The organism is Pseudomonas lini, assembly GCF_001042905.1.
In the GTDB taxonomy this organism is placed as follows: domain Bacteria; phylum Pseudomonadota; class Gammaproteobacteria; order Pseudomonadales; family Pseudomonadaceae; genus Aquipseudomonas; species Aquipseudomonas lini.
The window spans coordinates 302,585-324,426 of record NZ_JYLB01000001.1; the positions used below are offsets into that span (position 1 = coordinate 302,585).

The window sequence follows — 21,842 nt, forward strand, 5'->3', positions numbered from 1 at the left end:
AATGTACAAAACATTCTGTAAAGGGGTGAATCGCTATGAATGACAGCCTGTCCGCCACATTGATGCATCGGGTCAATGTGAAGCCTATCGACCGCACGTTCGAGGTGCAGCAAGACGATACGATACTTGCTGCCGCCCTCAAAAGCGGGTGTCAACTGCCCTACAGTTGTCAAAATGGCATCTGCGGAACCTGTCGGGCCAAAGTACTCGACGGGGTGGTCGATCATGCGGGGTCCAGCATGGCGATACTTTCCAACGAGGACCGGCAGCAGGGCTACGCGCTCCTGTGCCAGGCAAAGGCTTTAACCGCATTGACGATCGCCTGCGAGGTGGTGGAAGCAACACAAGACATCCCTATTCGACGGCTTGTTTCCCGTGTCGATCGTCTCGAGCGCCTGGCCGAGGATGTGATGAGAATTCGCCTGCGCCTTCCTGCCAAGGAGTCTTTCAGGTTTTTGCCTGGGCAATACATCAACGTCGTGATGCCAGGCGGTATTCGTCGCAGTTTGTCGCTGGCAAACGTGCCCGACGACAACGTGTTGGAATTGCATCTCAGGAATTACGGTGGCCCGTTTAGCCAACACGTTTTCAATGTCATGAAAGAAAACGACCTGGTGCGCCTTGAAGGCCCGCTAGGTACTTTTTTTGTGCGTGAAGACAGTAGTAAACCAATGGTCTTCGTTGCCAGCGGCACAGGGTTCGCACCGATCAAAGCCATGATTGAGCGCGAACTTGAAAAAGCATCGAGTCGTGAAATAACGCTCTATTGGGGCGGGCGAAGGGCCTCGGATCTGTATTTGAGTTCCGTTGCCGAGGCTTGGGCGAAAAGTCACAACATCACGTTCATACCTGTCCTGTCAGAAGCACACCCCGACGATCTATGGGAAGGCCGGGTCGGCTTTGTTCACCGTGCAGTCATGGAAGATTACGAGGATCTTTCCCAGCATCAGGTCTATGCCTGTGGAGCGCCCATCGTCGTGCAATCGGCAAGGCAGGATTTTGTGGCGTTACGCAACCTCCCCGAGGAAGAGTTCTTCGCGGACATGTTTGTGTCGGGACAAAAGGCTGCCCAGTAGAACTCGTGTCGTGTGTCTCGATTGAAAATAAAAACAAGCACGTGGAGGAAGATGTCCGTGGATGAACTAGCCAGCGAGTTGACGGTTGAGCGACATGAGTCGCTCCTGTGGATCACTCTGAATCGTGCCGCCAAGGCGAATGCCATGACGGTGGATATGATGGAGCGTGTGACGGCTGCACTGCAGGCAGCCACTGATGACCCGCAGATAAACGCGGTGATGCTGACCGGCTCTGGCGAGCGCGTGTTCTGCGCAGGGGTCGATATTCGTGAACAACCGGCGGACGGTGATACGGCACGCCAGCGTGAACGAAGGTCGTTGGCGTTGGCGGCGCTGCAGGACGCCGTGATGGACTGCCCCAAGCCAGTTGTCACAGTGCTCAATGGTACCGCGACGGGAGGTGGCGCGATGCTTGCGCTCTTGGCAGATGCCTGTGTCGCCGTCGATACCGCGAAACTGTCGCTGCCCGAAATTGATTTGGGTATCGCCACCTTCTCGGGTGCGAACATTTTAGAGGTCATCGGCGGGCGCGCTTTGGCGCTTGATCTGATTCAGAGCGGCAGGGCGATGAAGGCTACCGAAGCATTGGCGAGAGGGCTGGTCCGCGAGGTAGCCCTGCGAGACGAACTCCATTTGAAAGCTTCGGCGCTGGGGCAGGCGTTGGGGGCAAAGAACCCGCGCACGTTTGCCGAAAACAAGCGGTGGCTCAATCGTTCGCTGAGAGCTGCATTGTTGCAGGCTCGGGACGAGCATGCACGACACCGTGCACTGGCTCAGGCCGAGCAATAGCGCAGCGGGCAACGAGTGTGGTTTTGCACGGGCGGCGTGTCCATATCGAACTGAGGGAATATGATGTCTGATCTAGAAGTCAGTACCGTTGGCCGGGTCATGGTAGCCAAGCTAAACCGGCCCGAAAAAAAGAACGCCTTGAGCGAGAGCATGCTGGATTCACTTCGCGCTGCATTGCTGGCTGCCGATGAAAATGATGACATCGGTTGTTTCGTTATCACCGGTGCCGGTGATGCATTCTGCTCCGGAGGCGACCTGGGCCGTCGGGCCGCCGAAAGCGCAGAGGGGGATCCAACGCCGCTCGAGCGTAAAATCAGATTGCAAAAAGTCACCCACCAGGTGGCATTAGCGATCGAGAACTTTGAAAAGCCACTCATCGCGGCGGTAAACGGCGCGGCGGTGGGGGCGGGCATGGATCTTTCGTTGCAGTGCGATATGCGTTTCGCATCAGAGTCGGCTCGATTTGCTGAGGCTTATATTCGTGTTGGCCTGATCCCTGGAAATGGCGGCTGCTATTTGCTGCCGCGCATAGTCGGTACCGCGAAAGCCCTGGAATTATTATGGACGGGCGATTTCGTCAGTGCTGAGGAGGCGTTGGCATTGGGCATCGTCAACCGAGTATTCAGTGATGACGAACTCATGCAGCAAACGCTGGATTTTGCTACACGCCTGGCGGATGGCCCTCCCATCCAGCAACGCAGCATAAAGAAGCTGCTATACCAATCGCTGCGGACTGATTTGCGGACGAGCTTGGAGTCGGTGGCTGCGCAGATGGCCGTGGTGCAATCCACGGATGACTACAAGGAGGCCATCAAAGCTTACAAGGAAAAAAGGAAACCGCGTTTTATCGGCAAATAGCGTGTCGTGCCTGGACCGACCGGTCCAGGCATCGTTGTGATAGTGGAGGTGTCCGATGGAACTGCGTCAACTGCGCTACTTTGTCCGGGTAGTTGAGTGTGGAAGCATGGGGCGAGCAGCGCTTGAACTCGATGTTGTCACCTCGGCCCTCAGTCAACAAATCAGTCGACTGGAGAATGAACTGTCCGTTCGGTTGCTGCTAAGAAAGAAGAGCGGCGTGCAGCCCACCAGCGCCGGATTGGCATTCTGGCATCGAGCACAACTGGTGTTGCGCAACGCAGAGGATGCGGCCCACGCGGCCAGGACTGGACGGTTCGCCGGGCATGTCACGGTGGGATTGGCTCCATCCACCTCAGGCGTCGTTGCACTGCCGTTCATGGAGGCGATGCGAGAGCGATACCCGGATATTTCCCTTCGTATTGTCGAGGCGTTATCGGGCAACCTGGAGCGGATGCTGAGTGCTAGACAGATCGATCTTGCGATATTGTTTGGCGCTGATCATGGGCGCAGATTCAGCACTCAACCGCTGGTAAATGAACGTCTTTTCGCTATTTCCGCAGCTGACTTTTCCCTGGTCCGCAAGAGTGAATCGCTGTCAATCAGTGAGCTTTCCAACGTCCCCCTTATATTGCCCGGCAGTACGCACGGCCTCAGGGCGCTGATAAACAATGCTTTTGAAAGAGAAGGCTGCACGATGAACGTCATCGCGGAAATCGACGGGCTTGCGATACTCATGGACGCGGTGGGGGCGGGCTTGGGGATGACGGTGCAACCTAGCGCGGCACTTGCAAGGCATGATAAAGACCGTTTCGATACGGTACCCATTTCCGAGTTCAATTTTACCCGCTTGAATCAAGTCGCCAGTTTGTCGGACGATGAGTTGTCGCCGGCGGGTTTGGCAGCACGTGTTGTTTTGGCTGACGTCGTTCGCACGTTGGTTTCGGATAAACGTTGGCTGGGCACGCAACTGGTAACGGTGCCCGACTGAACAAGGCGCGGTAGCCAGCCGTCTCGATGTGGCTCCGTTCTCGAGTTCGGTGGGTGGAACTGAAGTTGGCGAGTGAAATAGCGTCATGCTAGTATGTTATTTTGAGACTGATTCTCGTTTGTTGGCGAATGAAGCATTTCGTGTCGAGGAGGATCGTTACGATCAACGATTTTGATGGGGTTTTTCAAGAATGATGCGCTCTGTGCAACGTATCTTGGCAGTTTTCGAAAGCTTTAGTTCAGACCGCAGCAGCCTTACGCTTCAAGACATTGCAGACCGTATCGAGCTACCGAAGTCGACGACGTTTCGTATTGTCCAGAGTCTTGAAAAGGCTGGCTACCTGGTACGTCTCGAGCAGCAATATTGCTTGTCCTTCCGGTTCACGCGCTTGGCTGGCCTGGTAAAAAGTACCCTGGGTATTCGTGAGATCGCTCGACCCGTATTGCAAGAACTCGCTGAGCAGACTGAAGAAACAGTCTCCATCCATGCGGTGAGTGATCGCAATCGAGTCTGTCTCGACTCGGTCACTACCAGCTCGGCACCGTTGCGCGCGGTGGTCCAGGCGGGTGAACAGATTCCCTTGTTGGTAGGATCTGCTTCAAAGGTCTTGATGGCCTATATGCCCAAAGCCCAGCTCACCCCGTTAGTCAAAAATGTTGCCAAAGCGACGAAGCGCACCAATGGCGCGGTGCTTGAAGAGTTCGCCATGATCCGGGAGCAGGGTTATGCCGTTTCCCATGGGGAACGGCTGTTAGGCATCTCGGCGATCTCGGTACCCATCAAGGACGTCAATCAAGAAGTGCACTATTGCTTGTCGGTGGGGGCACCGACTGTCCGAATGAACATGAATGAAAAGGAGTTTATCGAGTTGGCGGTCAAAGGTGCTGAAGTCATATCGCGACAATTCGGTGGAGAGGTGGCCTTGCCCGCGCCTACATCCGACTGATGATGTGCGCCTGGCCTCAAGCCTGGACTTCTTGACAGCGGCTCATCGCGAGAAAGAAACGCTCCGCTGGTCACTTCCATGCGAATGGACCAGTTGGGACTTCCAGGCGAACGACGACGTTTCACGATTTGAAGCGCCCCACCAGACCGTTCAGCTCATCTGACAGACTCGACAACTTGCCGGAGTCATCCTGTGCAGAGTTGGCCAAGCTCTCCACCAGCCGAGCCTCGTCATAAATCTGCTGGATATGCCGATTGATCTCTTCGGCCACGCTATGCTGCTCTTCAGCGGCGGCGGATATCTGCAGGTTTTGATCCCTTATTTCATTGACCGACAATTGGATGCCTTCAAAGCTGTCCCGGGTGCTTTCGATGGACGACACACTGGCTCGCGAAAGCTCAAGGCAACTTCCCATTTTGCCCATCACCTCCTGGGTCTTGCTGCCTAGGGCGCCGAGCAGTTGCTCGATTTCGCCGGTCGAATCGGATGTGCGTTTGGCCAGTGCTCTGACTTCATCTGCCACCACTGCAAATCCTCGACCTTGATCACCCGCCCTGGCGGCTTCGATGGCTGCATTCAGGGCCAGCAGATTGGTTTGCTCGGCAATGGCGCGAATGGTGCCAAGGATCTGGTTGATGCTGCGGCTGCCGGCTTCGAGCTCTGTCATGGACTGCGACGACTCGGTCAGACGGCGTCCCAGGCGATTCACGTTGTCCGTGGTGATCTCGATCTGCTGCTTGCCCTCCGCCACACGGCGATGTCCGTTCTCGGCGGACTCTGCTGCGCCGCTGCATGAGCGGGCCACCTCATTGGCGGTTGCGACCATCTCGTTGAACGCGGTCGACACCAATTCCACCGCTTCGCGCTGTCTCCCGGCGGCCTCGTTCATGTTGTTGGCAACCTCGCTGTTAACCCTCGAGGCATTTTGCAGATTGCTCGATGCGGCGCCGATGTGTTGGATCAACTGACGTATGGCGGTGAGAAACTTATTGAACCAGCCTGCCAGCTCAGCGGTTTCGTCGTTACCCTGAAACTCTAGTTCGCGACGCAGATCTCCCTCGCCCTGTGCGATCGATTGCAGTCCGGTGCTGACCTGGCTGATGGGTTTGACGATGGACTTGGAAAATGCCACGGCGACCAGGGCAAAAATGACTGTCAATCCTCCCACGATGAGGGCGGTGAGGTAGGTCATGCGAGTGGCCGCGCTCATGACTTCACTGCGCTCGATCAAGCCGATATAGCGCCAGCCAAGATCAGGCGACGTCCAGACGTTGGCCATGTAAGGGATCCCATTGAGTTCAACCTCGGTTGATCCCTGCGGGGTGGCGGCCAACTTTGCATAGGCCTCGCCCAGGTCCTTGAGCGGCTTGAAGCTATGCGTTGTGTCGCGGGGGTCTACCAGTACGACGCCGTCCTCGATCAACATCACGTAGCCGCTTTCGCCAAGCTTGATGCTTTTGACCAGCTCGGTGAGGTTTTTCAAAGACACGTTCACGGCTAACACACCTTTGACGATGCCATCGCTCGTGATCATTGCCCTGGCTGTCCCCACCAGTGCTGCATCTTCCTTACCGTAATCATAAGCCGGGTAAAAAGCGGGTGTTCGTACGGTTTTGCCAGGGCTCGCCATCGCCGCTTTATACCAGGGGCGTGAACGTGGATCGTAGTTGGCCAACTGAGGATCATCTGGCCATTTGGCATAGGAGCCGTCCTCCAGGCCGATGGAGAGAATCGCCGCGGACGGGTGGGCTGCGCCGTAATGAGCAAACCTTTCGATCAGTTGCTGGGCCGCAGGAGGCAATGGCCGGCTGGCGGCATCACCGGTCTGATAGTTCTTCAGCGCGCCAACCGATACATAAACTGGATCGGTTGCCATTTGATCGACATTTTGCAGGCTGGCCTCGAAAAACTGGCGAATGTTGCCATCGATCTGGCGTATTTCCCGCGTACTGCCATCCATAAACTGATCAGCCGCTAGCGTTCGCGTGTTGGTCACGGAAACCGCTGCGACCAGGCTCACGGGTATAAAGGCGACCAATACGAACGTCAGCACAAGCTTGTTTTTTATTTTCATTGTGAAGCCCATAAACAGGGAGGACGGGCAAACGGCCAATTTCACGCGGTAGTCGCCTTTACACCCGACTCTGCTCGGGTGCGATATGTTCGGCGGCTCCGCCGATGAAGCGGACTGTTTTCAGTCCGCACACATCTTGAGCCGCTCACCGATCAGTTGATTGCAAAAAGGGTTATGTAGAGAGCTCTTGCCGCATTGTCTTCTGGGGCTGCGGTAGTTCACTCGCCTTGTTGCTTGCCTTGTTGCCCACTGAGGTGCGCAGGTTTATTCCACGAGTCTCAGGAACAAACTGAGTTGTGATCAGACAGAGCACGGCAATCAACGTGACGTAAAAGGCCGGCGCCAGCGGGGAGCCAAACGCCTGGGACAGGTACGCAGCGATCAATGGGCACGTTCCGCCGAACATCGCGACACTTGTCTGATAGGAAATGGCGTGTCCGGTTGCACGGAACGATGTCGGGAAAAATTCCGCTGCGGCCACAAAGCTGGCTGCCCCATAAATCCCCAATCCGGCAGCGAGGAGTGTTTGCCCGGCCACGGCGCTAGCGAAAGAACCCGAGGCAGCCAAGTACATGGCCGGATATGCCGAGAGCGCTATCCATGCCGCACCAAATGTCAGTACTCGCTTGCGGCCAAACCGATCACTCAATAAACCTCCTAACGGAAGTAGGGCTGAAAGTACGATGACGGCGATGGCGTTTGAGATCAAAGCCGAGGTGGAATCCAGCTTTCCGACCTCAATTAGAAAGGTGTACATAAAGCCGAGCAATAGGTAAGCCCCTACCGAAAAAACCGGTTGGACCATGAACACGTGCAACATACCCCTCAATCCACCGCAGCGAATGGCCGCTATCAGCGGATTCTTCTTGATTTTGCTGGCTTTACTGGCCTGGCGGGCTTGCTTGTACTCTTCAGGCTCATCGATGTTGCGGCGCAGCCAGAACCCGACCACTCCGATAATGCCTCCAAGAAGGAAAGGGATGCGCCACGCCCAGTCTGAATACGCTTGATCCCCCGCTCCAAGCTGGAGTGCGACGACCAAACCGGCCACGACGGCGTTGGGCAGGTGAGAGAAAATCAGCGTGAAGCCAAGCCAGTATCCTCTGCGATTCTCCGGTGCCGACTCGACGATGTAGCTGGTCGAGCCGGTCGTTTCGCCACCCAGTGCCAAGCCTTGTGCGATTCGACAGAGCAACAGCAGTAACGGTGCGGCGATCCCGATGGTTGCGTAGGTCGGAAGCAGCCCGATGATCGCGGTGCCTAGTGCCATGAGCCAAACGGTCATCGCCATGACCCTGATACGGCCAAGGCGGTCCGCCAGATAGCCAAACATCAAGCCACCCAGGGGGCGGGCTACGAAGGCCACTGCATAGACTGCGAACGTGCTCAGAAGCGCGGCAGTTCGATCTGAGCCGGGAAAAAAATGGACGGATAAAATGGGTATTGAGAACCCGAATACAGCGAAATCGTAGATCTCACCGAAGTTCCCGATAGCGCCAGCGGCTAGCGATCGCCGAGAGCTGGTCGTTTTCGTCTTCGTCATGCGTCTTCTCCTGTGACAGGATGGTTTTTATTAGTTGATGCAAAGCTGATGCATCAAGACTGCAGGATGAAACAGTGTTGCTTCGCCATCAGGCCTTAGAGATGTTCGAGGCGTGGATCAATGTTGCGTTTTCGCCGGATGAATCGTGGTAGTCAGCGAGCGTAACGTTTGTGAAAAGCGTTTCTGCGATGACGCAATCCGCTAACGGAGGTTATGTTAGAAAGACGCGTGTTGCTGGGGTTTAAAAGCAATACGCGTTCACTATTTGTTAATAGGTTGGCGAGGTTTGCCGGGCCAGGCAGGTAGCCGAGCGTGGGCTTGTTTCCTGCAGAAGGTGCCACTGGCTTACCGCCGCATCAGGACAGATTTTGGTTTTCATATAGACCTCGATCGATTCCACGCTCACTATTCGTGAGCCGCCAATCAATTGCAGTTGGAGGAGGGCTTGAACTGAACCGCGGAAATAGAGCTGTAGAACGTGCTCAAGTCTTTTATCGGGACGGGTTCGCTGATCTGATGATCCGCTTGCTCGAAGAGGCTTCGTGCAGCATTGGCGATCAACATGGGAGCGCCAAGATCGTTGCCGCGCAAACAGGCCGCTTTGAGGATGGTTTTTTCGCTCGAGAGTGCCGTGTTATCCAGGGCGTGACTGGATAACAATTGGGTATAAATAGAGCGAGAGGATTCACTCCATCCCGATGTCTTTTCCAGGACCAGTGCCATGTCTTCCAATGCCAGCCCATATCGCAGGCCTGCCGCCGTGCATTCATAAGTAATCGCGCTGCATAGCGATGCGATCGCACCTGTGACCAGCTCGATGGCGTGATCTTCAGGGCACGCTTGAGGGGCACCATCCGTGTTCGGCGTCACGGCATCGCCGTCGTACAATTTTGTCGCCGCCATGCTTTCGATGAGCCCGACCATGTCTTCGAGCTGCGCGTTTGGCCCCAAGGTGTTGGTTCCGATTTGCAACAATGCCCTGACCAGAGCGGTTAGCGGCATCGGGACATCCCTGGACATTCCCAGCGCGACGGCTTGATCGACGTCTTTGAGCATCAAAGCGAGGGCGAAATTGGTGGAGGGTTTTCCCTGGGCGAGCGCGGGCAGCATCCTGTCTGTGGTTTGATTTCGCGCTTTGTTGCGGTTCAACACGTCCGCCATCAGGGGCAGTGAAAGGCCGGCTTTTTTGCCCATGGCCACGACCTCAAGGGTCCCTAGTCGGCAGCCAGCATTCATGGCGTTGTTGACCATTTTCATGGCTTGGCCGTCGCCGACCCTGTCGCCACAACGATAAATCGTTTGGGTAATAACTTGTAAAACGGGGAGGGCGCGCTCGTATACCGTATCCGAGCCCGCAACCATCAGCGTGGCTTTGCCTTCGGCAACGACCAGCGGACTTGCAGACACCGCAGCATCCATCATGTCGATACCGCGTTCGGCCAGTTCTTCGGCCATACGTCTGGTCTCACCCGGAATGCCACTTGTCTGATCAATGATCAGTGTCCCCGGCACCAATCCGGCCGCGAGGCCGTTTGGACCGAACAGCGCAGACCTGACGTCCGAGCTGCGTGGCAGGCACAGGAAGATGACGTCACACCGGCGAGCCAGGTCGGCCGCCGTGGGCGCGACGTCGGCGCCCAGTTTCTTGAACGTGTCGACGGCGGCCGTGTTGATATCCCACACGCATAACGAGTGAGACAGGAATCGACGAGCGAGTTGACTGCCGAGGGCACCGAGTCCGATGTATCCGATTTTCATTGCCTGTCGCCTCTCTTGTGACCATTCAACCGACGCATGCGGCGTATCGGGGGAATGGTGCAGATACTTTTATTGTCCTGGGGTGCGATGAAAGCGTATTGCCTGAACGCTAAAGCAATGAACCGATCATGCCGCCATCAACGCTGATGCTCGATCCAGTGATGAAACCCGCCTGTGTGGATGCGAGAAACGCGACCACGCCACAGACCTCGTCTTGCTCCCCCATGCGGCCGAGCGGTGTGAGTTTGCGGCGTGCCTCTGCCTGCTCCGGGGTGTACGCGGCGGTGCCGGTGCGGTGCGATGTGTCGATCAATGCCGGCGCTACACAATTGACAGTGATGCCGCAAGAGCCCACCTCGTTCGCGAGATGTTTCATGTACGCGGTGACGCCGGCGCGAAAAACGGTTGAAAGGCTATGGTGCGGCATGGGCTGCTTCACCGATGCCGAGGTAATGGCGATGACGCGACCCCATTGTTTCTTGAGCATCTGAGGAACCATTTCCTTGGCGACCTGGATGGTCCCCCAGAGTTGATTTTGATAGGCCTCTTGCCACCGTTCCTCTTCAGTTTCGTCGAGCGTCGCCCGCAGCGGATTGGGGGCTCGTCCCGTGTTCAGGACGAGGATGTCGGTGCCGTTGAATGTAGCGTTCACCGTGTCGGCGAGGCGCTTTACATCAGCGGCGACGCGCATGTCGCCGGGAACCGCGACTGCACGCACGCCGTGCTTTGCCGTTATTTCCTGGGCGAGGGCGGTCAGTTTGTCCGCCGAACGTGCAAACAGCACCACATGAACGCCTTCGGCTGCCAGCGCGTGAGCAATGTTTTTGCCTAAACCTGCGCTGGCGGCGGTGATGACTGCCACTTTTCCGTTGATCTTCAAGTCCATGATTTACTCCGACACGATGATTTCATTGCCTTCGACGCTGAATCGATGTGGCATGTCTTCGGAGGCCCACTCCAGGTAGGAAAGCACTTCCTGGAATCGAGGATCGTCGTGATTCAGCACTTCAGGCCGATACCGTGCGTCCATGACCATCGGAAGGAACGAAACCTTTTGTATGCCGTCTTTGGTCGCCACTGCTTTGGCGAGCAAGCTCAACGTACAGGCCTTGCCGTAGGGCATAAAAGGATATTCGGGATCGAGGTCCGCGTGATTGCGAACCGCACCGTGAGACCAGGCGGGCTCGCTCCATGAAGGCGCGGGAAACGACTTGGTCATTGCGAACACACCGAGACTGTAGAAGACGGCTTTGCCCTTATACATCTCGATCGCTTTGGGAATATGCGGTGCGTGGCACACCACCATATCTGCACCTGCATCAATGGCAGCATGGGCTACGGTCACCTGGTAATCGGAGATCACGCGAGGCAGCCGGATGACGCCGGAGTGAAAAGCCAGGATAACGACGTCTACCTCACCTTTCAGCTTCTTGATGTCCTCGACCAGGTTCGCCAGGTCGCTGGAGTCAGGTTCCGTGCGAATGCGAACGGGCTGGTGGGGACCTCGTGTTTCATAGGAGGTATCGACCTTGATACTGGTCACGCCAGGTTTTTGCAGTCCTGCCTCGCTGCCGGCAGGACCGAGCGAGGTATAGCCCAAGTAACCGACCTTGATGCCGTCGTGTTCAATGATGGCTGGACGTCGTGCTTCTTCCAGATCCCGACCTGCGCCTGTCACCTGGATGCCGCGCGAGACAAAAAAGTCCCGGGTATCCACGAGGGCATCCGGGCCGCTGTCGTAGCTGTGATTGTTTGCCAGAGTCACCGCGTCGAACCTGCCATTGGTGAAAATAGCAGCCATTTCAACGGGCTGACCGACTTGAGGGGCATGGTCTGCGCGCACGGTGCGATCCGAGTAGGTGCGCATGCAGTTGATGAAACGCATATCGGCCGAGGCAAGAGTCGGCAGGACGAGTTCTGTGTACCCCTCCACCGGGAAGCCGTCTTTCGCTCCATGCGTGGGGCCGCAGTCCCCGCCGATCAGTATGGTGGCGTTCGATGTCATTTTTCCCTCCTATTATTTTTGTGGGAAATTTATGGTTTCGGTCAATGAAACAGATGCTGCTAGATAGAACTAATAATAGCACCGCGAAAACGGCATGACCACGATTTGTACAGGCATCATGTCGTTGGATAAAAAGTCAGTCTGGATTTTCGTGGTTCTGATGATTGGAACAGGTATCGATAATAAGAACATGTGATAGTATCGATTTTGACATCCGTCCGGGCGCAGGCGTTACCTACCTGACCGTCTCTATGGCAGGTCGAGGGTCGACACCTGTTCAGGAAAACGACGTTGGTGCCAGTCTACTATTTGAAATTATTAGTTAGTTCAATCGCTTACATGAAAATAAGAGAGGGCGGAAATGGCAAGCTCACTGGATCAAACGCAGGGGCACACACCGGCAGGGCGGCTTGCCGGGAAAGTTGCTGTTGTTATTGGTGCTGGACAAAGCCCGGGCGAAGGCATGGGTAACGGTCGAGCGGCGGCCATTCGATTTGCGCGTGAAGGGGCGCACGTCCTGGCCGTTGATCGGCAAATCGAGTCCGCTGAGGAAACTGCGGCGATGATCATTCAGGAGGGCGGTTCCGCTGCAGCATTTTCTGCGGATGTGACCCGGGAACACGAGTTGGCCCTTGCCATGCAGATGGCAAAAAAACGTTGGGGGTCCCTGGACGTCCTGCACAACAATGTGGGGGTCAGCCTCGCCGGTGGTGACGGCGACTTGATGGACATCACCGAAGATCAGTTCGATAACATTTGCCGTATCAATCTTCGCGGTACCGTCTTTGCTTGTAAGCACGCAGTAGCAATCATGCGTGAACAAGGGGGCGGGGTTATCGTCAATGTGTCATCCGCGGCGGCATTGGGTAAGTATCCCTACGTAACGTACAAGGCTACAAAAGCGGGTGTCATTGCTTTCACCGAGCAGTTGGCGCTTCAAAATGCCCCTTATGGGATCAGGGCGAACTGCATCCTGCCAGGCTTGATCTCGACGCCGATGGCGGTCGAGGCGCGTATTCAAGCGTGGAACCAGACGCGTGAGCAGGTCAGCGCGGAGCGCAACGCCAAGGTGCCGCTCGGCCGCCAGGGAACCGCTTGGGATGTTGCGAACGCGGCCCTGTTTCTTGCGTCCGATGAAGCCAATTTCATCACGGGTATCTCATTGGCGGTGGACGGCGGCCGGTTGCTCAATCGTATTTAATCGTAGTCCCCCACTGCTGGCAGTGGGGGACCATCGGCGCATTACCGCTCAATCAACGTAGCCCGACAATACCCATCCAGTACTGAAGTTGATTTCCTGACGTCTCGACATCAACGCTTCGAGCGTACTTGAGATGCCCGTCATCACCTATCCGGAATATCGACAGTGTCGCGGGCGTTACAGTCAGCCCTTTTTCATCATCGTATGCGGCCAAGGCCTTGATACTCGCCGTGACGAGCAAGCGGCCACTGGGATCACAGGCAAATGTTCGGACGTGAAAGGAACGAGTGTCCACATGCTGAACAAGTGTGGGCTCGCCTGTTTCAGGGTTGATAGCGTAGACGGCTATGTTGTTTTCACCTCCGGAGAACACTGGGTGCCCCTGGTGGGAGTGCGTCGCATCTGCGCGATTTACCAGGTAAACAAACTTCCCGCTTGGATGGACATGGATTGCACCGGCGAGTTGTCGCGGGTGCACGTGCTCAGGGGTTCGCAGCGTTCCCCGCGTGAAGGCTGGCTCGGCCTCGATCCGGTCACCGTCATGTCGGAACATGTAGAGACGGTTGGTTCGCTCGTCGGCTGCGTAAAGCCATGGATGCGTCGGATGAAAGTCGACATGCCGCGGGCCGAAGTCATGGCCATGATTCGGCGCAACCACATCGCTCATTTGGAGATGTTCTTCAGTTAGCCGAAATGAACGGAGTGCCCCGGGATCTTCCAGCTTGTCTGTCGTTGCGTTATTGCCGCGGTCAACTACCAGGACGTGTTTGGCGGATGGATAAAACATGACCTGGTGCGGATAGACCCCAAAGTCGGTGTTCGGATCCTGAGCCTGGCAGCTGCCAATTGTGCAGTCTGCGTTGATGCGGTGCACAGTCAATGAGCCGCGCTTGAAATTGTGGGCATTGACGATAAATCGTCCCAGGGGGTCGATACACAAATGTACCGCTCGGTAGGGAAGTCGCGCAGGTAAGCCGTGAGTGTTGAGTTGCCCGTCAGGTCCCAACGAGTAAGCGCTGACGTGATTGTGATGGGACTCCACCCTCGGGCCACCGTCGCTTGTTGAGACATACAGGAAGCCGCCGGATGGATGAGGCCATGCGTATTGCACCTTTGAGGCCACAGTGACGCTTTCCATCCTGTGGAGCGTTGCGCTGTCTACGTCAATCATATAGCGCGTGATGACATCACCTACGGCGCTGTAGAGTACGGCGCGGCTGCTCATTCAAGCCTCCGAATGGTCAATGGTGAACATGGGAACGGACATGCCGCTTTCTGATTCTTTAAACGCGACCCTGACCCGCTGCCCGATGCGAACACTGTCCAGATCAACATCGACAATGTTCGTAAGCATCATCAGTCCCTCGTCGAGGCGCACATAGGCAATGCAGTACGGTGCTGATGCGCCACGTCGTGTGATGCTGAAGGTGTAGATCGCCCCAGTCCCGCTTGCGGTGATCCATTCGACATCGGTGCTCCAGCAAAACGGGCACAACGCACGAGGATAATGATGCGGTTGATGGCAGGCATTGCAGCTCTTCAAGAGCAGACGCCCCTCGGCCGCCGCGTCGAAATAGGGTTCATCACCGGGGTTCAGGATGGGGTCGCTGATGGGGCGTTCTGTGTAGGGGGTCGACATGTTTTTACTCCCTTTCCATGATGACGGTGGCTGCACCGTGCCGATGACCTATCGCGCCGCCGATGCCGGTGGCGAGGGCTAGCGAACAGTTGGGAACTTGCACCTTTGGATGAGCCTCGCCTCGAAGCTGTCGTACGGCTTCGATTATTTTTGTGATCCCGCCGCGATTGGCGGGATGGTTGTTGCACAGGCCGCCGCCATCGGTGTTGAACGGCAACTTGCCGATGCCCGAAATAAGGTTGCCGTCCGACACGAATTTTCCGCCTTCGCCTTTTTTGCAGAATCCCAGGTCTTCAAGTTGCAGGATGACGGTGATGGTGAAGCTGTCATAGATGGAGGCGTACTGGATGTCGGCCGGCGTCACACCTGCCTCTTCGAAAGCTCGAGGGCCGGTCCACGCGGCGCCGGTATAGCTCAAGTCGAGGCGTCCACCCATCTGGTGTTTAGTGGATTCACCGCAGCCAAGTATCCGTACCCGTGGTCTGTTGAGGGCCTTGGCAATCTCCGGGCGGGCAACGATAACTGCGCCGCCGCCGTCGCTCACGACGCAGGAGTCGAGACGCCGCAGGGGGTCAGAAATCATCGGCGATGCCAATACATCTTCGACCGAGACCACTTTGCGCAACATCGCCAGAGGGTTGTGTTGCGCATGATGAGAGGCAGCGACCTTGACCCAGGCCAGTTGCTCGCTGGTTGTGCCGTACTCATGCATGTGGCGCATCGCACACATGGCATAGAGGTTCAACGTGACTGGGTTATAGGGCATCTCGAATGGCGCGTCCGGTAGATTGACGCCTCGTACGCGCGCCTGTATCCCAGAGATGCCTTCAGAGTTGGGGCGACCGGCCAGTGTAATCAGCGCCACGTTGCATCTGCCCGCTGCTATTGATTCTGCAGCGTGGGCGATATGGGCGAGATAAGAGCATCCTCCCATATCGGTCGAATCGACATGCCTCAGCTTGTCCAGATTCAGGTAGTTGGCCATCGACCATACATTCCCGCCGGGTGCATCGCCCGCGCAGAAATATCCGTCGATGTCATCTTTGCTTAATCCCGCGTCTTCAATTGCTCCTTTCGCCGCCTCCGCATGTAGCTGCGCCACCGAATGATGGGGGGCCTTGCGTAGGGGGTGCTCATACGCTCCGACGATGTATGCCCTGCCTTTTATTGTCATCTCTAGGGTTTCCTCAGTGCATGAAGATGAAGCTCGAATGTGCTTTCCGGTACCTTCGTTCAGGGGGGGGGCGGCCCACCGTAAAAGACAAAAGTAGTATGACGCAAAGTTTCGATCAGTGAAATCTGTGCTGATTATCAAAACTCATGCTACCATCGATTCAACGTTGTTTGGAGCGCAGGATGGCGCTGCACTCAAATTTCCGGGCCAAACCAGGATGCTCATTGGATGCGAGCGGTCGCGGGGTAGGGGCAGGCCTTATTTTTTTGAGACAGGAAGATGAGATGAGCGAAAGCCTGATGGTCAGTTACGAAGTCGAAGGCGTTGTGGCCGTAATCACAGTCAACAATCCGCCCGTCAACGCCCTGACTCCCGAGATGAGAGGGAGCATCATTGACGCCGTTGCCCATGCGAACGCCGACCCGGCTGTCGCGGCGATCGTGTTGATTGGGGGCGGTCAGAATTTCATCGCGGGTGCTGATATTCGACGGTTCGGCAAGGCGAGAACAATCACTACCCGCATGAGTGCTGCGGCACTCGACGCCAGCGCCAAGCCGACTGTCGCTGCTATTCATGGATATGCGCTGGGAGGCGGTCTCGAGCACGCCCTCGCTTGCCATTACCGGATTGCATTGCCCACAGCCAAGCTCGGATTGCCCGAGGTCGCTCTCGGGTTGATACCGGGAGGCGGCGGTACGCAGCGATTGCCGAGGCTGGTCGGGGCTGCCGTAGCCACCGATTTGCTCGTCTCCAGCCGCCATGTCCATGCCGCCGAAGCATTGAAGATCGGGCTTATCTCCCAGATTGTTCCAGGAACACAAAGCCAAGAGCTTCGTGACGCCGCCGTAAGCTATGCAAAGGCCGTGGCGCACGCTCAACCGCAGCGCGTACGCGATTTGGTGCTCGAACCGATGGATGCGACAACCATGGATGTGCTGCAAGCGGCACGACGTGAAGCAGCCAAAAAGTCTCCTCACAACAAGGCGCCACAGTACGCGATCGACTGTATCGAAGCAGCTTTCAGCCTGCCGTTTGATGAGGCTTTGGAGGTTGAGAGCCGCTTGTTTTCTGAGCTGGAGGGTTCTGATGTTGCCAAGGCACTTCGCTATGCATTTTTTGCTGAGCGTGAGGCTGCCAAGGTCCCGGATGCGCCCCCGGGTTTCAAGCCTGTTGAAGTGAGGTCCGCTGCGGTGATCGGCGCGGGAACAATGGGCGCGGGTATTGCCATTTGCTTCGCTGACGCAGGCATTGTGGTGAAGCTCCTGGAAGCGAGTGCCGAAGCACTCGACAGGGGCCTGCAGCGCATACGTGACATCTACGCCGTAAAGGTCAAGCGCGGACGCATGACCGTGGAAGAGATGGATGCGTGCCTTCAGTTTGTCCAGCCTGTCTCCCACTACGAAGAGATCGGCGACTGCGATGTTGTGGTTGAAGCGGTGTTTGAACGGATAGATCTGAAGAAGGACGTATTCACCAAACTCGATGCCGTGATGAAACCTGGCGCGCTGTTGCTGACGAATTCGTCCGCGATTGACATCAACGTCATGGCCAACATGACAAGCCGACCGCAGTACGTCGCCGGCGCTCATTTCTTCGCTCCCGCGAACGCGATGAAACTGTGCGAAATCGTGAAGGGCGATCAAACCTCGATCGAGACAGTTGTGCGGGCCATGAAGATGGGCCGCGATCTTAAAAAAGTCTGTGCGGTCTCCGGGACGTGCGATGGCTTCGCGGCAAATCGCAGTCGCGCGCCGCTGGTCACGGAAATGATGCTACTGCTTGAGGAGGGAGCACGCCCTGAGCAGATCGACAGGGTCATGGTTGAATTTGGCTATCCGATGGGGCCGTTCGCTGTGAGCGATCTGTCCGGTCTGGATGTCAGCTATGACACGCGCAAGCGTCGCGCGGCAGCTGACCCTCAATACAGGAAGCTCCATGTCCCGGATCGGATGGTCGAGCTGGGCCGCAAGGGCCAGAAAAATGGGGCCGGATGGTATCGCTATGAAGAAGGTGGCCGCACACCTCGTCACGATGAAGAAGTGATGCGGATCATCGCGACCGTCGCCCATGAGCTTGGCACGCCTCAGCGTACCTTTACCGACAGTGAAATCCTCAAACGTCTGTTATTCGCCTCGATCAACGAGGCCTGCAAGATCCTGGATGAAGGCAAGGCATATCGAGCCAGTGACATTGATGTCATGTGGTTGTACGGCTTTGGATTTCCTCGCCATCGAGGAGGGCTGCTGTACTGGGCTGACACGATCGGGGCCAAGGAAATCCATCTGCAAGTGCAGCAATGGCATGAGCAATACGGCAGGCGTTGGACTCCTAGTCCGCTGCTGTCGAAAGCGGCCAATGAAGGGCTGTCCCTGAGAGAGCTGAAATCAGTCATATGAAAAGCACGGCAACGATGGCCGTGTGCGGCCGGTAACGGTTGTTCTTTTAATGAAAGCAACGCCCTGGTTGCTGTCCCCCAAGGGTTACGAAACGCTTCCCATGGTCGGCAAAGGGGCCAACAAGTAGAAACGAAACGGAAGAAAAATCATGAGCAGTGACACGTCCACACAAGCCTTGTCCGAGGGCGAATTCAAAATTTGGCAATGCATTTTATGCGGCTTCATGTATGACGAAGCCGAAGGTATTCCGGAAGAGGGCATACCTGCCGGAACTCGGTGGGAAGATGTTCCCCAGGATTGGATTTGCCCTGAGTGTTCGGCGACGAAGCTGGACTTCGAGATGGTCGAGATTTGATTAATAGCCTTTCCGGCGCAGTGTTTTTTTTGGTGATTGAGGGCGATATCAACCGAGCCCCTTGGCGCCAAATGTAGAGGGAATTCAGATGTCCATTGAAACCAATAATAATGTCATCGCCGATGCTGATCATCCGCGCGTCGGCCTCTTCATCGACGGTGAATGGATTTTCGACCGCCCCTCTTGCTTTGAAGTGTTGGACCCCAGCACCGAAGCATCGCTCACCAGCGTTCCTGGGGCCACGACCGCTGACCTGGAACGCGTGTTGGCCGCCGCTGAGCGGGGGTTCAGAATCTGGCGGGACACACCAGCGGCTGAGCGTAATATCATCATCAGTCGTGCCATCGCAGGCGTGCGTGCACGTTCCGAAGAAATCGCGCAGATCATCACCCGAGAGAACGGCAAATTAATTGCAGATGCGCGTGCGGAGGTGGAGCGTTCGGCGAGCTTCTTCGATTGGGACATGGCACAGGCCCTGCGAGCCTACGGGACCATCGTTCCGGGCGAAGCCCAAATGCAGAAATCGATTCTTCGTCAGCCAATCGGTCCAGTTGCGGCGTTCACGCCATGGAATGTGCCGCTGAGCGCGCCGTCGCGAAAGATCAGCGGTGCACTGTGCGCCGGGTGCTCCATCATTTTGAAAGCCCCAGAAGAAACCCCTGGCGCGGCAGTAGCCATGGTTCAGTGCTTCGAGCGAGCCGGTTTGCCCAAGGGCGTATTGAATCTGGTGTTTGGCAACCCGGCGCTAGTGTCCTCGACCCTGATCGAGTCGCCAGTGACCCGCATGGTGACCCTGACGGGGTCGGTGGCAGTCGGCAAGCATTTGAGCCAGCTGGCGGGTGCGGCCATGAAGCCGGTGCTGATGGAGCTCGGCGGCCATGCCCCGGTCATCGTTTGCGATGGGGTCAATGCCGCGGAAATCGGCAAGATGGCACTCAAGAGCAAAATTCGGATCAACGCTCAGTGGTGTGCTGCGCCAGGTCGTTTCCTGGTACACGAGAGCATCTACGACGAGTTCGTCGCTGCGTTTGTGGCAACCGCCGATCAGGTACGTGTGGCCAACGGCATGGATACAAAGTCTGACATGGGGCCGGTCACCAGTGTCCGGCGCCTCGCCGCGATGCAGCATTTTGTCGATGACGCATTGGCGCGTGGCGGCAAGGTTGCCGTGGGTGGGCATCGTGTAGGTGAGCGTGGTTATTATTTTGCGCCGACTCTGCTGGTCGACACTCCACTGGATTGCGCCATCATGACCGATGAGCCTTTTGGTCCGGTCGCTGTCGCGGTTCGTTTCTCGACCCTTGAGGAGGCCATCGAGATTTCCAACAGTCTATCCGTGGGTTTGGCTGCTTTTGCGTTCACCAATTCACTGGAACAGGCTGAACGATTGAGTCGTGAGCTGGATGTTGGAGTCCTGTCGATTAACCATTTCGGTGCGCCGGATCCTGACACGCCGTTTGGCGGTGTGAAGGACAGTGGTATTGGAAGAGAGGGGGGGCCGTGGAGCCTGGACTCCTACATGGTCAGCAAGACCGTGCTACAGAAAACTGCTCGCGTTTGACTCAGTGCCCCCAGTTTCCGTGACGGGCGTTGGGGGCTTTGGCTTTATTTGATGATCAAGGCCAATCCAGTGACCACTTGGATTCATAGGAGCATTCACTGAGGCAGGCATTTCCTGAAGCAGCTTCCTGCTAACGTCGGAGTTTTTTTGATACGCAAGGCATCAATGCGCCTTCGCAAGAACGCATCCGACTAAGGAGTCTGGCCATGAGTGCCCATAGTGGTCGCCTGCCTATGATTGGGCTACTTGCCCTGTCCACTACAGCGTTTCTCACCATTCTGACCGAGACGATGCCGGCAGCGGTTCTGCCTGCGATGTCGGAGAGCCTTGAACAGCCCCCCGCTGGTATCGGTTTATTGGTTTCCATCTATGCATTGGCCTCCGCTGCAGCCGCAATCCCCATTGTGGCGCTCACTCGAAGTATGCCTCGCAAATCGTTGTACATCATGCTCGTGCTGAGCTTTGCAGTGGCTAACGGTATTACCGCCATCTCGACGTCTTATGCGCTGACGGCCGCGTCACGGGTGGTGGCTGGCCTGGCCGCAGGAGTTGTCTGGCCGGTCATCTGTGGTTATGCCATCCGCTTGGTCGATCGCAAAGACATGGGACGGGCTGTCGCGATTACCCTGGCGGGGAGTACCGTGGCCATGGTCGCCGGTTTGCCCTTGGGTAGCATGCTGGGTTCATTGCTTGGATGGCGTTTCAGCTATGGATTGCTTTCGCTGCTCGCGCTGCTTGTCATCGTTTGGGTTTTGCTGGTCGTGCCGCCCATGCCGGGAGAGGAGCGCAAGGACGGCACTTCGATTCATGACGTCATTCGCACCCCGGGGTTGAGAGTGATCTTGCTGTCGGCTTTTTGCGCGATCCTGGCTCATTACACGCTGTACACCTATATGGCGCCGCTCGCGGAAAAAACCAGGCTATCGGGCGGGACCGCTCAGGGCCTGTTTCTGTTCGGTACGGGCGCCATCCTGGGCGTACTGATCGCCGGACGTTTCGTCGATACGAGGCTGCGGCTTATAGCGACCACCGCGTTGACGTGCACGGCTGTGACGATGCTTGTGCTGATAGCGGCTCCGTATCAAATGATCGCTTCGGCTGCGATATTTGTGTGGGGGGCTTCGTTCGGCGGCATGCCTACTGTTTTCCAATCAGCGACGGGGCGGGTGGCAGAAGATAATGCGGAGCTGGCAACGGCGATATTGACGACCATCTACAACTTGGGGATTTTTGGCGGAGGTGCCGTAGGTGGTTTGTTCCTAAGCTACTTCGGGATAGTAAGTCTCTCGGGTTTTGCGCTGCTCATCGTTAGCGCTTCCCTCGTGGTGGTCATGGGAGGGAGACGTCACGCCTTTCCACGGCAGTAAATTATTGCGGGATATATCTCCCAGGAAGAGCGCGCGGCGTAGATGCAATCCTCACGACTGCGTTTCATTGCTGCCTTATGCTCAGTCGGCAGTCACCGAATCGCGACCCGGC

Annotated in this window: 18 protein-coding genes and 1 pseudogene; 10 read left to right on the forward strand and 9 right to left on the reverse strand. The window is 56.6% G+C overall.

The window, feature by feature from the left end; translation table 11 throughout:
* Positions 1 to 35: 35 nt before the first annotated feature.
* The 5 genes from TU81_RS01490 to TU81_RS01510 all read left to right on the forward strand — a co-directional run bounded on the left by TU81_RS01490 (position 36) and on the right by TU81_RS01510 (position 4,657).
* A complete protein-coding gene (locus TU81_RS01490; protein WP_048392909.1) occupies positions 36 to 1,076 on the forward strand; it encodes a CDP-6-deoxy-delta-3,4-glucoseen reductase in 1,041 nt (346 codons plus the stop codon).
* A 51-nt stretch (positions 1,077 to 1,127) separates the two neighbouring features.
* On the forward strand, positions 1,128 to 1,865 hold the full coding sequence (locus TU81_RS01495; RefSeq protein WP_048392910.1) for an enoyl-CoA hydratase/isomerase family protein: 738 nt from the start codon (positions 1,128 to 1,130) through the stop codon (positions 1,863 to 1,865).
* 63 nt (positions 1,866 to 1,928) lie between these two features.
* Positions 1,929 to 2,723 (forward strand): enoyl-CoA hydratase/isomerase family protein, encoded by a 795-nt coding sequence (locus tag TU81_RS01500; RefSeq protein ID WP_048393601.1) that lies wholly within the window; start codon positions 1,929 to 1,931, stop codon positions 2,721 to 2,723.
* Positions 2,724 to 2,778: 55 nt separating this feature from the next.
* Positions 2,779 to 3,711 carry a LysR family transcriptional regulator gene (locus tag TU81_RS01505; RefSeq protein WP_013692814.1) on the forward strand — a complete coding sequence of 311 codons (933 nt, stop codon included), beginning with the start codon at positions 2,779 to 2,781 and terminating at the stop codon, positions 3,709 to 3,711.
* A gap of 193 nt (positions 3,712 to 3,904) precedes the next feature.
* Positions 3,905 to 4,657, forward strand: a complete 753-nt coding sequence (locus TU81_RS01510) for an IclR family transcriptional regulator (RefSeq protein WP_013692815.1) — start codon at positions 3,905 to 3,907, stop codon at positions 4,655 to 4,657.
* 121 nt (positions 4,658 to 4,778) lie between these two features.
* Here the strand turns inward: TU81_RS01510 and TU81_RS31055 are convergent, their stop codons facing one another.
* From TU81_RS31055 to TU81_RS01535, 6 genes and pseudogenes are all read right to left on the reverse strand, one after another.
* Positions 4,779 to 5,546, reverse strand: a complete 768-nt coding sequence (locus tag TU81_RS31055; protein WP_371856347.1) for a methyl-accepting chemotaxis protein — start codon at positions 5,544 to 5,546, stop codon at positions 4,779 to 4,781.
* Between the two features lie 87 nt (positions 5,547 to 5,633).
* Positions 5,634 to 6,743, reverse strand: a pseudogene (locus TU81_RS31060) (cache domain-containing sensor histidine kinase); the annotation flags it as partial.
* Positions 6,744 to 6,903: 160 nt separating this feature from the next.
* A complete protein-coding gene (locus TU81_RS01520; RefSeq protein WP_048392913.1) occupies positions 6,904 to 8,274 on the reverse strand; it encodes an MFS transporter in 1,371 nt (456 codons plus the stop codon).
* Between the two features lie 423 nt (positions 8,275 to 8,697).
* Complete coding sequence (locus TU81_RS01525) at positions 8,698 to 10,032, reverse strand: NAD(P)-dependent oxidoreductase (RefSeq protein WP_048392915.1); 1,335 nt, start codon at positions 10,030 to 10,032, stop codon at positions 8,698 to 8,700.
* A 109-nt stretch (positions 10,033 to 10,141) separates the two neighbouring features.
* Entirely contained in the window at positions 10,142 to 10,918 is a 777-nt protein-coding gene (locus tag TU81_RS01530) for an SDR family oxidoreductase (RefSeq protein WP_048392916.1), read from the reverse strand.
* Between the two features lie 3 nt (positions 10,919 to 10,921).
* Complete coding sequence (locus tag TU81_RS01535; RefSeq protein ID WP_048392918.1) at positions 10,922 to 12,037, reverse strand: CapA family protein; 1,116 nt, start codon at positions 12,035 to 12,037, stop codon at positions 10,922 to 10,924.
* A 361-nt stretch (positions 12,038 to 12,398) separates the two neighbouring features.
* Between TU81_RS01535 and TU81_RS01540 the strand changes: the two genes are divergently transcribed.
* Entirely contained in the window at positions 12,399 to 13,238 is an 840-nt protein-coding gene (locus tag TU81_RS01540) for an SDR family NAD(P)-dependent oxidoreductase (RefSeq protein WP_013692821.1), read from the forward strand.
* 52 nt (positions 13,239 to 13,290) lie between these two features.
* Here the strand turns inward: TU81_RS01540 and TU81_RS01545 are convergent, their stop codons facing one another.
* Genes TU81_RS01545 through TU81_RS01555 form a run of 3 tightly spaced genes read right to left on the reverse strand, consistent with a single transcriptional unit; the run spans position 13,291 to position 16,051 of the window.
* On the reverse strand, positions 13,291 to 14,463 hold the full coding sequence (locus TU81_RS01545) for a lactonase family protein (protein ID WP_048392920.1): 1,173 nt from the start codon (positions 14,461 to 14,463) through the stop codon (positions 13,291 to 13,293).
* Positions 14,464 to 14,877, reverse strand: a complete 414-nt coding sequence (locus TU81_RS01550; protein WP_048392922.1) for a Zn-ribbon domain-containing OB-fold protein — start codon at positions 14,875 to 14,877, stop codon at positions 14,464 to 14,466.
* Positions 14,878 to 14,881: 4 nt separating this feature from the next.
* On the reverse strand, positions 14,882 to 16,051 hold the full coding sequence (locus TU81_RS01555; RefSeq protein ID WP_013692824.1) for a thiolase domain-containing protein: 1,170 nt from the start codon (positions 16,049 to 16,051) through the stop codon (positions 14,882 to 14,884).
* Between the two features lie 284 nt (positions 16,052 to 16,335).
* Between TU81_RS01555 and TU81_RS01560 the strand changes: the two genes are divergently transcribed.
* The 4 genes from TU81_RS01560 to TU81_RS01575 all read left to right on the forward strand — a co-directional run bounded on the left by TU81_RS01560 (position 16,336) and on the right by TU81_RS01575 (position 21,730).
* Positions 16,336 to 18,447: a 3-hydroxyacyl-CoA dehydrogenase NAD-binding domain-containing protein gene (locus tag TU81_RS01560; RefSeq protein ID WP_053078265.1), complete on the forward strand. Its 2,112-nt coding sequence runs from the start codon at positions 16,336 to 16,338 to the stop codon at positions 18,445 to 18,447.
* A gap of 175 nt (positions 18,448 to 18,622) precedes the next feature.
* Complete coding sequence (locus TU81_RS01565; RefSeq protein WP_343226763.1) at positions 18,623 to 18,802, forward strand: rubredoxin; 180 nt, start codon at positions 18,623 to 18,625, stop codon at positions 18,800 to 18,802.
* 88 nt (positions 18,803 to 18,890) lie between these two features.
* Positions 18,891 to 20,363, forward strand: coding sequence for an NAD-dependent succinate-semialdehyde dehydrogenase (locus tag TU81_RS01570; RefSeq protein WP_048392927.1), 1,473 nt, complete (start codon positions 18,891 to 18,893; stop codon positions 20,361 to 20,363).
* Positions 20,364 to 20,569: 206 nt separating this feature from the next.
* Complete coding sequence (locus tag TU81_RS01575; RefSeq protein WP_048392929.1) at positions 20,570 to 21,730, forward strand: MFS transporter; 1,161 nt, start codon at positions 20,570 to 20,572, stop codon at positions 21,728 to 21,730.
* Positions 21,731 to 21,842 lie beyond the last annotated feature (112 nt).